Genomic DNA, 12,171 nt, shown 5'->3' with positions numbered 1-12,171 from the left:
GAACCATGAGCGCGCACGGGGACGTCGACCTCGGACACACCGTCGCCGGCTGGACCGGTACCACCCTGGCGATACTGGGTTCCGCCGGCGCCGGCGCGGCCCTCTGCCTCGGCTGGACGCCGGGCGTCTGGCTCGGCCTCGCCCTCGTCGTCGCGGCCGCGGTCGTCACCTGGCTGCTGCACCTCGCGGGCTGGGGCAAGCCGAGCGGCCCCCGGCCGTCCGCCGCGCGGGACTGGCGGGTCCGGGACGGCGTCGCCCGCACGGGGCACGCCGACTGCCTGGGCTGCCGCATGAGCGGAGGTCGGCGCGCCGCAGCGGCGGCCCCGGCGCCCCGGCCCCGGGGCGCCACCGCGCTGCCGGCCGCAGCGGACGGCGGAGCGGGTACGTCCGGGTGAGGTGTGGGCCGCACGGGTGAACGGGCAGGTGTTCGACGGGTCCCCTGTTGGCTGCACCGGGGTGTGATCCCAGGTGCAGGTGGGCAGGATCGGAACGGCGGCACCGTATGTGCGGCCCGCGCGGAACGTTGAGAAGGATCAGTACCGATGGCTACAGGCACCGTGAAGTGGTTCAACTCGGAGAAGGGGTTCGGCTTCATCCAGCAGGACGACGGCGGCCCGGACGTGTTCGTCCACTACTCCGCCATCCAGACGTCCGGCTTCCGGGCGCTGGAGGAGAACCAGAAGGTCGAGTACGACGTCGTCAAGGGCCCCAAGGGCCCGCAGGCCGAGAATGTGATGCCCATCGCCTGACCACTCCACCGCTTCACGCCGTCGGCCCGACGTGACGGACCGTGAGCCCCGTCGGCCCGCCGGCGGGGCTCACGGCTGCCCACGCCGCACCGCGGTCCCTCGCGGTGCGGCGCGAGCCGCGCTCACTCCTCCCGGAGGACCACCGCAGAGACCGGGCAGGCGCGTACGGCCTCGCGCAGCAGGGGGGTGCCGTGGCCGTCCTCCCGCCCGGGCAGCACCCGGCCGAAGCCGTCGTCGTCCTGGGTGAAGACCTCGGGGACGGTCAGGGCGCACTGGCCGGCGCCGATGCAGACGGCGGTGTCGATGCCGACGGCGGTGCGCCGCGACGGCACGCCGCTCACCACGTCACCGGGAGCTCGACCATGCCCTGGATGGTGTCGCCGGGTTTGAACGGGATCAGGTCCGGCTCGGCCGCCAGGCGCAGCCCGGGCAGTCGCGCGAAGAGGGTGCCCAGCGCGATCTCCATCTCGGCGCGGGCCAGGTTCTGCCCCAGGCACTGGTGGATGCCGAACCCGAAGGCCACGTGGTGCCGGGCCGGGCGGTGCCAGTCCAGTGCGTCGGGCCCCGCGAAGACGGCCTCGTCGCGGTTGATGACGGAGGTGGAGAAGACGACCCCGTCGTCCGCCCGGACCGTCACCCCGCCGATCTCGATGTCCTCCGTGGCCACCCGCAGCATCCCGTCCGCGATCGACAGGAACCGCATCAGCTCCTCCACGGCGGCCGAGATCAGCGAGGGGTCGTCGCGCAGCTCGGCCAGCTGCTCCGGGTGCCGCAGCAGGGTGAAGGTGGCCAGCGAGATCATGTTGGCCGTGGTCTCGTGCCCCGCGATCAGCAGGATCGCGGCCAGCGAGACCAGCTCGTCGACGTCGGTCCGGCCCGTCTCCAGGTGCCGCTCGACCAGCTCGTCCAGGAGGCCCTCCCCGCGGTCCGTCCGCTTGCGCTCGATCAGCTCGGCCAGGTACGCGTCGATGCGCGCGCGGGCGTCCTCCACGTCGGTGACGTCCGGCCCGCGCAGCAGTCGCCGCGACTGCCCCTCGAAGAACTCGTGGTCCTCGTACGGGACGCCGAGCAGCGAGCAGATCACCACGGACGGCACGGGCAGCGCGAAGGCGCTGACCAGCTCGGCCCCGGGGCCGCGGGCCACCATGTCGTCGATCAGTCCGTCCACGGTCTCCTGGATGCGGGGCCGCAGGGCCGCCGTCCGCTTCAGCGTGAAGCTCGGGATGAGCATCCTGCGCTGGACGTTGTGCACCGGGTCGTCCACGCCGAGCAGCGCGGTGCGACGGTCCTGCAGGGCCTTGAACCGCGGGGTGATGGCGGGGAAGCCCGCGTTGCGGCGGTCGGCGGAGAGCCGGCCGTCGGCGAGCAGGGCGCGCGCCTCGGCATGCCCGGTGACGATCCACACGGAACGGCCGTCGAAGAGGGTCACACGGGACAGCGGCCGGCTCGTGCGCAGGGGAGCGTAGGCGGCCGGCGGGTGGTAAGGACAGGTTCGGTCCTGGGGGAAGGCAACGGTCTCTGACATTGCAGCACCTCATCCGCATGGTCGATCCGTTCCGTCTCGCCTGAATCCATTACATGCCCAGGGCACCTATCGCGCCCATACCTGTTTCGGCCAGATGGCCCCGCACCCACCCACCTACTCGACCCACCGTCGTGCCCGGCATTGTCAGTGGTACCTGTGAAGCTGGCGGTATGGACGACAGGATGCTCCGCCGCCGGGTGTACGGCGCCGACCACGACGATCCCGACCCGGGCCCGCGCCCCGGCCGCAGCTACGGCGAGCTCGTGGGCGGCCCCCTCGACGGGCTCCTCCTCGACGTCACGGGCTGGAGCGCGCAGCGGCTCGCCGAGGAAGCCGCCCTGCCCACGGAGATAGGCCGCTACGGGGCCGGCGGCCGGTGCCACTACCGCCGCCGCGCGACCGACCCCGACCGCTGGGACTGGTCGGGCGACAGCCGCTGACCCGCGACGCGGCCGCAGGTCAGCGGGCTGCGCCCCGGCTCACGCAGCGCGCCCACAGCACCGGCGGGACCTGCAGCGGCAGCCGCCCGACGACGATCGCCCGCCGGGCGGGGGAGGAAGGTATGCGGGGCATCAGGTGCGTCCTCTCGCGGGGGAGCGGCGATCCGGGCCCGGCGATCCGGGCCCGGCGATCGTAGGCACGGGTCCGCGCGTGAAGCACCCGTCCGGACCGCATGCGGCAGCATCCGAGGGATTCTTGACCGCCCGATACGCCACCGACACGGCCGTGGCGCGCGGCCCGCCGAGCCCGGTCCGGAGAGAATCCCGAAAAAGAACCTCCGCGGGTGTCGATTCCGCAGCCTCCGGTTCGACGCAGGGGTGAGAGGCGGGGAGAGCCCCCGCCCCTTCCGACCGAGGAGTCACCATGCCGCGCTTCCTTTCGCTGGTCCGCATCGACGAGCAGAACCTCCCCGCCGACACCGAGTTCCCCCCGGAGTTCGAACAGCGCATGGCCGCGCTCATGGAGGAGATCACCAAGGCCGGCGTCATGCTGGACACCGCCGGACTGCGCCCCACCTCCGAAGCCACCCGGGTGACCTGGTCCGGCGGCAAGCTGAGCTACACCGACGGCCCGTTCACCGAGACCAAGGAGGTCGTCGGCGGCTACGCCCTCCTCCAGGCCAAGGACATGGCCGAGGCGCTGGAGTGGGCCAAGCGGTTCCTGGAGGTCCACCCGGCGGAGTGGTCGGTCGGTCTGGAGGTCCGCCAGATCGACGAAGGCTGACCCGGCAGCCGGCAGCCGGCGACCGGCGACCGGCCCGGTCCGCGCCGGGGCCGCCCTGGTTTGCCCCGGCCCGTCACGGCTGCTCTGATGGGTGGCCGTGACGGGAGCGGACACGACCCGGGCGGTCGAGACGGTGTTCAGGATCGAATCGGCGCGGATCATCGCCGTCGTCGCGCGCATCGTGCGCGACGTCGGCATCGCCGAGGAGCTCGCCCAGGACGCCCTCGTCGCGGCCCTGGAGCAGTGGCCCGACACGGGCGTCCCGGCCAACCCGGGCGCCTGGCTCACCGCCACCGCCAAACACCGCGCCATCGACCTCGTCCGCCGCAAGGAGACGTACGTCCGCAAGCTCGCCGAGGTCGGCCGCACCCTGGAGGACGTGCCGCCGCCCCCCGAGCCGGCCGAGCCCGACGACATCGACGACGACCTGCTCCGGCTGATGTTCACCGCCTGCCACCCGGTGCTCGCCGCCGACGCCCGGATCGCCCTCACCCTGCGCCTGATGGGCGGGCTGACCACCCGGGAGATCGCCCGGGCCTTCCTCACCTCCGAACCGACGGTCGCCCAGCGCATCGTCCGCGCCAAACGTGCCCTGGCCAAGGCCGGCGTCCCCTTCGAGGTGCCGTACGGGGCGGACCGGGAACAGCGCCTCGCCTCCGTCCTCGAAGTGATCTACCTGATCTTCAACGAGGGCTACGCGGCGACCGCCGGCGACGACCTGCTGCGCCCCGCCCTCTGCGAGGACGCCCTCCGCCTGGCCCGCCTCCTGTCCGCGCTGATGCCCGAGGAGCCCGAGGTCCACGGACTCGCGGCGCTCCTGGAGTTCCAGGCCTCCCGCACCGCCTCCCGCACCGGCCCCGACGGCGAGCCCGTCCTCCTCGCCGACCAGAACCGCGCCACATGGAACCGGATGCTCATCCACCGCGGCGTCGAGGCCCTGTCGCGCGCCGGCAGCGGCCCGTACGCCCTGCAAGCCGCCATCGCCGGCTGCCACGCCCGGGCCGTCCGCTACGAGGACACGGACTGGGCGGCCATCGCCACCCTCTACGGGCGGCTGGCCGAGCTGACGCCCTCCCCGGTGGTGGAACTCAACCGGGCCGTCGCCGTCTCCATGGCCGAGGGGCCCGGGGCGGCGCTCCCGCTCGTCGACGCCCTGGCCCAGGACCCGGCGCTGCGCGGCTACCACCTGCTGCCCAGCGTCCGCGGCGACCTGCTGGAGCGGCTCGGCCGGCCCGAGGAGGCCCGCGCCGAGTTCGAACGCGCCGCCTCCCTCACCGCCAACGCCCGCGAGCGGGAGCTGCTGCTGCGCCGGGCCGCCCACCGCCCCTGAACCGGGCCGGATCCCGTCAGGGGTGGGCTGCCCCGTACCCGCTCACCCCGAGCGCCGCGCCGACCGGGCCGCGGGGCGCGGCCAGTGCGAGGGGCCGGCCGAGGGACCCGTGCCGGGCGATCTCGCGGACCGTGCGCCGCAGCGCCTCCTGGAAGCCGGCCATGGTCCGGCGGGCCGCCGGGGTGTCCACGTAGATCGAGTTCATGTGCAGCCCGTACGCGTCCCGCTGGAACCAGGAGCAGACGCCGTTGGCCCGCGCCGACCACACGTGGGAGGCGGGCCGCCAGTCGTCGTGGCGCTCGGCGCCCGGGCACTTGCGGGTGTCGATGTACGAGAAGAAGTTCACCGGGTACGGCCACGAACGGGCGGCGAACTCCACCGGCGCCAGCAGCTGCCACGCCCGGACGAACGGCACGTCGATGTGGTTCATCATCTCGCCGAAAGCGCCCCGCACCCCGGCCATCACCTGGGCGAAGTCCCGGCCGGGCGAGGCGTCGAACTCGATGGGCATGGTGTTCACGAACCAGCCCACGGACTGCGCCCACCCGTCCCGGCCGCGCTCGCTCACCGGCATGAAGCCGCGGTACACACCCGGCCCGCCGGCCTCGCGCAGGCAGACCGCGACCGCGGCGAGCACCCCCATGAACGCCTTCCCGTCCACGGCCCGGCACGCCTTGTCGAACACCTCGGTCTCGCCGGCGTCGAGCAGCGGCGAGGCCTCGTTGACGATCGGGTACATCCGGCCCGGCTCCACACCGAGGTCGAGCGGGAACCTGGGGAAGAACTCCCCGCCGCCGCGCGCCACGAACTCACGCCAGTAGCCGAGCCGTTCGTCGTCCACGGTGAAGCCGGCGTAGCGGCGTCGCTGGTCCTCTGCGAAGTCGAGGTAGCTCGGGTCGGGGCCGTCGCCGACCTCCTCGCCGCGGCACGCGGCCTCGTACGCGCTCTGCACCTGCTGCACCACGATCGGCATCGACAGGCCGTCGCAGACGATGTGGTCGAAGGCCAGGTAGACGGTCGCGGAGTCCTCGCGCAGTACGGCGCCCATCGTGCACAAGGGCCAGGACAGGGTGTCGATGCTCCGCCTGAACCGCTCCGCCAGGAAGCCGACCACGGCCTCCGTGGTGTCGAAGGCCGCCACGGGGGCGGCGACCAGGGCGAGTTCGTCCGGGGCGATGGGCTCGCACGCCAGCTCCCCGGCGAGCCGCCGGAACTCGCACCGCAGCACCTCGTGGCGCCGTACGAACGCCAGCAGGGCCCGGGTCATGGCCGGCTCGTCCAGGGCCCCCGCGACCTCGAACGTGACCGCGATCCAGGACGCGACGGGGTCGTCGGCCCCCCGGCTCTGCTCGGCGACGGTGAAGTGCTTGTCCTGGTTGAACGAGGCCCTCCTACCCGCCCCCTCCGCGGCCGGCTCCGGCCCCGCCGCCGTGGACCGCAACCGCCATTCGACGACCCGGCCGGGTGCCATGCCGTGCATCTCCAGAGGAAACTGCCGCATTCCGTCATCCCTTCGCCCCCCAGAGTCAACCCCGTGGCCCCTAACGAAACCCGGGCGGCGGAAGTGACGGGCGGCCCCGCGGGCGCCGGTCCGTGCGCAGCGCCGCGGACGCGGCCGGACGGCCCTATGCGGCGTCGTCGGGGTGCACGGCGACGTGGTCCGCGGCCAGTTCCACGGCGACGCGGTGCTCCATGCCGAGGGCTTCCAGGAACTTCCGGGGCAGCTGCACGCGGCCGGTGCGGTCCAGCATCACGTACTCGCGTTCGCTCACCGACTCGGCGCCGTGCTCGTCGGTGACCGTGCGCCGCAGGACCTCGCTGCTCGTGCGGCCGTCGCGGATCGCGACCGTACGGCGGACCTCGCCCGCGACGAGCGGGTCGTGCGTGACGACGACCACGGTGGCGCCGAGCTCGCGGTTGACGGTGCGCAGCGTCTCGAAGACCACGGCCCCGGTCTCGGAGTCGAGCTCGCCGGTGGGCTCGTCGGCCAGGAGCACCGCCGGGTCGTTGGCCACGGCCACCGCGATCGCGACCCGCTGCTGCTGGCCGCCGGAAAGCTCGACGGGCCGCCGGCCCGCCAGGTCCCCGATGCCCAGCGCGTCGAGGAGTTCGGCCACCCGGGCCGCCCGCCGCCGGGCCCCGGCACGGGAGCGGCCCGCCAACTGCAACGGCAGGGCGATGTTCTGGGTGGCCGTCAGGAACGGCAGCAGGTTGCGGGCCGTCTGCTGCCACACGAAGCCCACGGCCTCGCGCCGGTAGCGCAGCCGGTCCTTCGCGGACATCTCCAGCAGGTCGTACCCGTCGACGGTGGCCGTCCCGGCGGTCGGGACGTCCAGCCCGGCCAGGATGTTCAGCAGGGTCGACTTGCCGCTGCCCGAGGCCCCGACCAGCGCCACCAGATCACCGCGGGCCACGGTCAGTTCCAGGCCCTGCAGCGCCTGCACCTCGACCCCGTCCGTGCTGAAGATGCGCACCAGCCGGTCGCAGGCGATGGCCGTGCCGGCCTCCGTACCCCGCGGCTCGGAGGCCGCCAGGGCCCGCCGCCGCAGCTCTTCGTAGGTCGGCTGGTCGGTGTTCAACGCTGGTCTCCCGCTCTCAACTCGGTGGTGGTCTGACGCCGCCCGGACACCGCGGCCTCGACGAGCACCGCCAGGGCCACCAGCGCGGCCAGCCCCAGCGCCTGCGCCAGCACCGGCAGCACCGTCGGCCGCAGCCCCGTCGGCACCGGGGAGCCGACCAGGGTCGACAGGTCCACGGACGGGCCCAGCAGGGCCACGGCGGCCAGCCCCACGACGGCCCCGCCGACGGTGGCGCCCACCGCCTGCGGCAGCGCCTCGACCAGGATCAGCCACAGGCCCTGCCGGGGGCGCAGGCCCATCGTGCGCAGCCGGGCCAGCACCGCGGCCCGTTCGGGGGCGGCCCGGACCAGGGTCAGCAGCACCGCCAGCAGCGCGAAGCCGGCGGCCCCGGCCAGGGAGCCCCAGAACAGCCGGCCCGTCGACTGCCGGAGCGGGTCCTCGCCGAGACCGGAGGCCACGGCGGCGCTGGTCGCCACCCGGAACCCCTCGGCCTGCCCGGCCGGAGCCGTGGCCCGGACGAGCGCCCGCAGCCGGTCCGCGTCGACCGTGCCGGTGGCGAGCCACCGGTCGGGACGGGGGCTGCGGGGCAGCGCCGCCGTCGCCGGACCGGCCGGCAGGACGACCACGGCCCCGCCGCCGTCCGGCTTGGCCGGGGTGCCCTCGACCACGCCGACGCCCCGGATCCGCAGCTCCCCGCCGGAGTTCAGGTGCAGCCGGAACGCGTCACCGCCGCCGGACGGCGCCAGCCGGGCCAGCGCACCGCTGAACAGTGCCGGCACCGGGGCGTCGGCGGATCCCGCGCCGGCGCCCGACCCCGCTCCCGTGGAGCCGGGGGCGAGGAGCGCGGGGTCGAACCGGCCGCGCCCCACGGTCCTAGCCAGTTCCGCGTACCGGACCGGGTCGGCGACGACCACGGTGACCTGGGTGGAGCCCTGGGCGGTGCCGAACAGGAAGGCGTCGTCGTCGGTCCACACGTCCACCGCCGTCCGTACGCCGGGCAGCGCGGCGGCGGCCCGGGACATCTCCTCGGGCACGGCGGAGCCGGCGGGCGCGGTGATCTGCACGTCGCCGCCGACGGCCAGCCGGGCCACCCGGAGCCGGGCGGAGTCCACCGCGTCCAGCACGGTGGCACCGAAGCCGCCCTTGGTGACCGCCAGCAGCAGCGCGACCAGCGCGAGCGCGGACGGCCGGACCCGGCCCCCGGTGCCGCGTGCGGCGCGGGCCAGGCCCAGGAAGCCGACCAGACCGCGCCGCCGCCCGGCCGCCCGGGCCAGCACCCCGACGGCGGCGGGCTGGAGCCGGGCCAGGAGCAGCCCCCCGGACAGGGCGAGCAACAGCGGAGCGGCGACCAGCAGGGGATCGGGGCCCTGCCCGGCGGGCGCGATCCCGCGCCGACGGACCTCGTACACGGCCGCCGCGGTGGCGGCGAGGACCAGCAGCTCGGCGACCAGCCGGCGCCGCGGTGCGGGTGCGCGGGGCGGCGACAGCAGGACGGCGGCCCGGACCGGGAAGGCCAGCAGGGCCAGCAGGGCGGCGGCCGCGGCGGCCAGCAGGGTGCCCGCCCACCGTGGCGTCGGCAGCAGCACCACGGCCAGGGCGGTCGCCGCCGCGGCGGCGGGCAGCACGGTGACCGCGCCCTCACCGAGCAGCCGGCCGACGATGCCGGCGCGGGAGCCGCCGCGCGCCAGGAGCAGCCGCAGCTCGGCCTGTCTCCGGTCGGCGGCGAGCGCCCCCGCCAGGCAGAACACCACGACGGCCACCCCGGCGACACCGGCCGGGCCGATCGCGGCGAGCGGCGCGGCCGCCTGTTGGCGGGCCTGGGCCCCCGCGAACAGCTGCGGCAGCCGGGAGGTGATCCGCAGGTCGCCCCGGCCGGTGGAGCGCACCAGCCCGGTGGAGGTCCGGCCCACCGTGTACGCGGCGATCTCCGCCTGGACGGCGGTGAGTTGGTCGGCCCGCAGGGCGGCCGTGTCCACCGGCAGCCGCCAGAAGTCCTCGGCGCCCTCGCCCCAGGGCGCGAGGGCACCGAGGCCCTCGGGTCCGACGAGCGCGGCGGTCTGCCAGAACTTCTTCGGCAGCGTGTCCGGGGTGAGGTTCGCGCAGGCACGGGTGAGGCAGGGCAGTTCGGCCCAGTACGCGTCCTCCTCGTCATGGGCCGCGTAGAGGCCGACCACCTCGGCCGTGAACGGGTGGCCGGAGAGGTCGGGCAGGGTCTCCAGCACCGCCCCGAGCCGGACGTTCAGGGTCTCGGCCGCCTGCTGCGACAGGGCGACCGGCAGCGGCCCCTCCGGGGTGCCGCCCGTGGGCCAGCGCCCCGCGACCAGCCGGGTGTGCGCGGCGGGCTGCCGCAGGTACAGCAGATCGAGCTTGGGCGACACGCCCTCGGGGCGGGCCAGTTCGGGGTTGGCGAGGGTGCGCGCCCGGATCGCGCGGGTGCCGTGCACCGGCCCGGTCGGGGCGACCCGGAAGACCGGCCCGGTTTGCTCGACGAGCTCCCCGAGGACCGTGTCCAGGCCCTCCGGGGTCTGCGGCCCGAGCTGCGCGTGGGAGGTGGCGAGCAGGCTCGTCGGGCCGGGGCCGCGGTCGTGGAGGAAGGAGCGCAGCGCCTGGTCGGCGCCGCGGTCCAGGGCTCGGGGCAGGGCGGCTGCGAGGAGGACGGCGGTGAAGGCGAGCGCGGCCGCGAGCAGGGCGCCCAGCGGAGCCGCCCGCAGCCGTGTCCACACCCAGGGCACCGCCCGCGCCCGCCGCTCCCCGCCCCGTCCGCCCCCGCGGGGCCCACCGTTCTGCGGGGCGCCGCCGTTCTGCGTGGCGCCGCCGGGTCGTGAGCCGCCGCCGGTCCGTGCTCCGTCGCCGGTCCGTGTGGCGCCGCCGGTCCGTGCTCCGTCGCCGGTCCGTGCTCCGTCGCCGGCCTGCGTTCCATCGTCCGGCTGTGTCCGGACGGTCGGCTGCGTCCCGTCGGTCGGCCGTGTCCCGTCGATCGGGTGGTCCTGCGGGCCCGTCACGTCCCTGGTCACGACTCCTCCACATGGCGCAGCCGGGCCGCCGCCGTGTCGCGACCCCGGCCGAGGCCCGCGAGTACGGCCGACAGCAGCGGTGCCGCGGCGACGGCGGCCACCAGCAGCAGGGTGGTGCCGGTCGGCAGGTCGACGCGTACCTCGGGCACGGGCCGCCGCCCGGCGGGCGTCAGCACCACCAGCGGTACGACCAGGTGGACGATGGCGGCACCCAGCCCCACCCCGACGGCGCTGCCCAGCCCCACCAGCAGGCAGCCCTCGGCGGCCGCGGTCCCGGCCAACTTCCGCCGGGACGCCCCCAGGGCCAGCAGGACGCCGAACTCGCGGGCCCGGTCCCGCCCGGCAGCGGCGCCGGCCGCGGCGAAGCCGATCGCCGCGAGCAGCGCACCGACCGCCGCCAGGGCGGCCAGCGCGGCCTGCGGGCCGGCGCTCAGCGGATCCCGGAGCAGCCGGGCGGCCACCTCCTCGCGCAGCACCACCTGCTGCGCCCCGGACCCGGAGCGCAGCTCGGCGGCGGCACGGACCGGGGCGGGGTCGTCGGGCGACGCCGCGGGCAGCCACCACTCGGCGGGGGCGGGCAGCTCCCGTGCCCCGGCCGCGGCCAGCAGGCGCCCCAGGGAGCCCAGGTCGACCGCGAGGGCCGGATCGCCCGCCACGGGGAGGGAGCCGACCGCGGCGGTGATCCGCACGGGCACGGTGGCCGACGCCAGCGGGACGGAGACCAGGTCCCCGACGGCCGCACCCATCCCCGCGAGGTACCCGCGGGTGGCGACTCCGGGTACTTCCGGCACGGCCTGCGCCCCGGGTGGCGCGAGCGCCAGCTGCACGCCGCCCGAGGCGTCGAAGCCGCCCTGGTAGCGCAGCCGCACCCAGGCGGAGCCGGCCCCGTCGGCGGGCAGCAGCTCGCCGGCCGGCTTCCGGTCGGCCGCGGTGCCGGGGAGCAGCGGGGCGGTCAGCGTCCAGCCGGTCCCGCCCCCGGCGGCGCCGGTCGCGGGGGCGGGCGGGGGGACGGGCGGGGGGACGGGGACGGTCGGACACGGCGAGCCGCCGCACGGCCAGTTCGCCCCCGACGACGGGCCTTTCGCCCGCGCCGTAACCGGTGCGGTCGCCCGCGGGGACGTACGACACCACGATCGCGGCGATGCTGAGCGGGGCCGCGGCGGACCCGAGCGGTGCCCCGGTCAGCAGGCCGAGGTCCACCGACACGGTGGCCGCGTCGCCGGCCGGCAGCTGGACCATCGGCGTGCGGTGGGTCAGCCCGAACCGGTCGCGGAGCAGCAGTCCGAGCCCCGGGTTCCCGCTGTCTCCGGGTGAGCGCAGCGTGATGTCCAGGTCGATGCGGCGGGGCTGCCCGGGCAGCGGGATGCCGCCCGTGGCGGGGGCCGTGGGGGTGGGCGGGGCGAACAGCTCGCGCATCGGGCGGCCGTCACGCTGGTCGGCGCGCAGCGGGACGCGCTCGGCGGCCGCGGCGGCGTCCAGCGCGAGGAGCTGTGCGGTGCGCCCGCCGGGCAGTTGCTGCGTGCTGCGGACCACCGGCATCACCCGGTCGCCGCCGGTCAGCGCCGCGTACCGGCCGCCCTGGCCCATCGCGGCGAGACCACTGCCGTGGATCCGCAGCCCGCCCGCGGTGGCGAACTCGGCCTGGTCGCGCTGGGAGGCGGACCAAGCGGTGGGGGGGGGGCGGCCCCCCCCCCCCCCGGGGCCCCCCCGCCCGCCCCGGCTCGCGGCGGCGGGGGGCCCGGCGGGCGGG

At 76.1% G+C, this 12,171-nt stretch carries 11 protein-coding genes; 5 read left to right on the top strand and 6 right to left on the bottom strand.

Features of this window, described 5'->3' with window-relative positions:
- Nucleotides 1-5 precede the first annotated feature (5 nt).
- A complete protein-coding gene (locus ACFVGY_RS02760; RefSeq protein WP_385669903.1) occupies nt 6-395 on the top strand; it encodes an HGxxPAAW family protein in 390 nt (129 codons plus the stop codon).
- Nucleotides 396-542: 147 nt separating this feature from the next.
- On the top strand, nt 543-749 hold the full coding sequence (locus ACFVGY_RS02755) for a cold-shock protein (protein WP_385669901.1): 207 nt from the start codon (nt 543-545) through the stop codon (nt 747-749).
- Nucleotides 750-871: 122 nt separating this feature from the next.
- On the opposite strand, the gene ACFVGY_RS02750 is transcribed toward ACFVGY_RS02755, so the two are convergent.
- Together ACFVGY_RS02750 and ACFVGY_RS02745 are read right to left on the bottom strand one after the other, a co-directional pair.
- Nucleotides 872-1,081 carry a ferredoxin gene (locus tag ACFVGY_RS02750; RefSeq protein WP_385669898.1) on the bottom strand — a complete coding sequence of 70 codons (210 nt, stop codon included), beginning with the start codon at nt 1,079-1,081 and terminating at the stop codon, nt 872-874.
- 5 nt (nt 1,082-1,086) lie between these two features.
- Nucleotides 1,087-2,274 carry a cytochrome P450 gene (locus ACFVGY_RS02745; RefSeq protein WP_385669895.1) on the bottom strand — a complete coding sequence of 396 codons (1,188 nt, stop codon included), beginning with the start codon at nt 2,272-2,274 and terminating at the stop codon, nt 1,087-1,089.
- A 170-nt stretch (nt 2,275-2,444) separates the two neighbouring features.
- Here ACFVGY_RS02745 and ACFVGY_RS02740 point away from each other — a divergent pair, with 170 nt between their 5' ends.
- From ACFVGY_RS02740 to ACFVGY_RS02730, 3 genes are all read left to right on the top strand, one after another.
- A complete protein-coding gene (locus tag ACFVGY_RS02740; protein WP_385669892.1) occupies nt 2,445-2,714 on the top strand; it encodes a hypothetical protein in 270 nt (89 codons plus the stop codon).
- Between the two features lie 424 nt (nt 2,715-3,138).
- Nucleotides 3,139-3,498 (top strand): YciI family protein, encoded by a 360-nt coding sequence (locus ACFVGY_RS02735; protein ID WP_385669889.1) that lies wholly within the window; start codon nt 3,139-3,141, stop codon nt 3,496-3,498.
- 91 nt (nt 3,499-3,589) lie between these two features.
- On the top strand, nt 3,590-4,828 hold the full coding sequence (locus ACFVGY_RS02730) for an RNA polymerase sigma factor (RefSeq protein ID WP_385669886.1): 1,239 nt from the start codon (nt 3,590-3,592) through the stop codon (nt 4,826-4,828).
- A 16-nt stretch (nt 4,829-4,844) separates the two neighbouring features.
- On the opposite strand, the gene ACFVGY_RS02725 is transcribed toward ACFVGY_RS02730, so the two are convergent.
- From ACFVGY_RS02725 to ACFVGY_RS02710, 4 genes are all read right to left on the bottom strand, one after another.
- Complete coding sequence (locus ACFVGY_RS02725; protein WP_385669883.1) at nt 4,845-6,329, bottom strand: condensation domain-containing protein; 1,485 nt, start codon at nt 6,327-6,329, stop codon at nt 4,845-4,847.
- A gap of 124 nt (nt 6,330-6,453) precedes the next feature.
- Nucleotides 6,454-7,407, bottom strand: a complete 954-nt coding sequence (locus ACFVGY_RS02720) for an ABC transporter ATP-binding protein (protein ID WP_385669881.1) — start codon at nt 7,405-7,407, stop codon at nt 6,454-6,456.
- Nucleotides 7,404-10,421 (bottom strand): FtsX-like permease family protein, encoded by a 3,018-nt coding sequence (locus ACFVGY_RS02715; protein ID WP_385669878.1) that lies wholly within the window; start codon nt 10,419-10,421, stop codon nt 7,404-7,406. Before ACFVGY_RS02715 ends, ACFVGY_RS02720 begins: the two co-directional genes overlap by 4 nt.
- Complete coding sequence (locus ACFVGY_RS02710) at nt 10,418-11,290, bottom strand: FtsX-like permease family protein (RefSeq protein ID WP_385669875.1); 873 nt, start codon at nt 11,288-11,290, stop codon at nt 10,418-10,420. The genes ACFVGY_RS02715 and ACFVGY_RS02710 overlap by 4 nt, the downstream gene beginning before the upstream one ends.
- Nucleotides 11,291-12,171: the final 881 nt, after the last annotated feature.

This window comes from Streptomyces sp. NPDC127106, from assembly GCF_042677605.1.
In the GTDB taxonomy this organism is placed as follows: Bacteria; Actinomycetota; Actinomycetes; order Streptomycetales; family Streptomycetaceae; genus Streptomyces.
Note: the sequence above shows the minus strand (reverse complement) of the source record. Positions and strands in the feature narration are given on the sequence as shown.

Coding starts and splice junctions, on each gene's coding strand:
- ACFVGY_RS02740 (WP_385669892.1), top strand. CDS start 2,445: ATGGACGACAGGATGCTCCGCCGCCGGGTGTACGGCGCCGACCACGAC.
- ACFVGY_RS02745 (WP_385669895.1), bottom strand. CDS start 2,274: ATGTCAGAGACCGTTGCCTTCCCCCAGGACCGAACCTGTCCTTACCAC.
- ACFVGY_RS02760 (WP_385669903.1), top strand. CDS start 6: ATGAGCGCGCACGGGGACGTCGACCTCGGACACACCGTCGCCGGCTGG.
- ACFVGY_RS02735 (WP_385669889.1), top strand. CDS start 3,139: ATGCCGCGCTTCCTTTCGCTGGTCCGCATCGACGAGCAGAACCTCCCC.
- ACFVGY_RS02725 (WP_385669883.1), bottom strand. CDS start 6,329: ATGCGGCAGTTTCCTCTGGAGATGCACGGCATGGCACCCGGCCGGGTC.
- ACFVGY_RS02755 (WP_385669901.1), top strand. CDS start 543: ATGGCTACAGGCACCGTGAAGTGGTTCAACTCGGAGAAGGGGTTCGGC.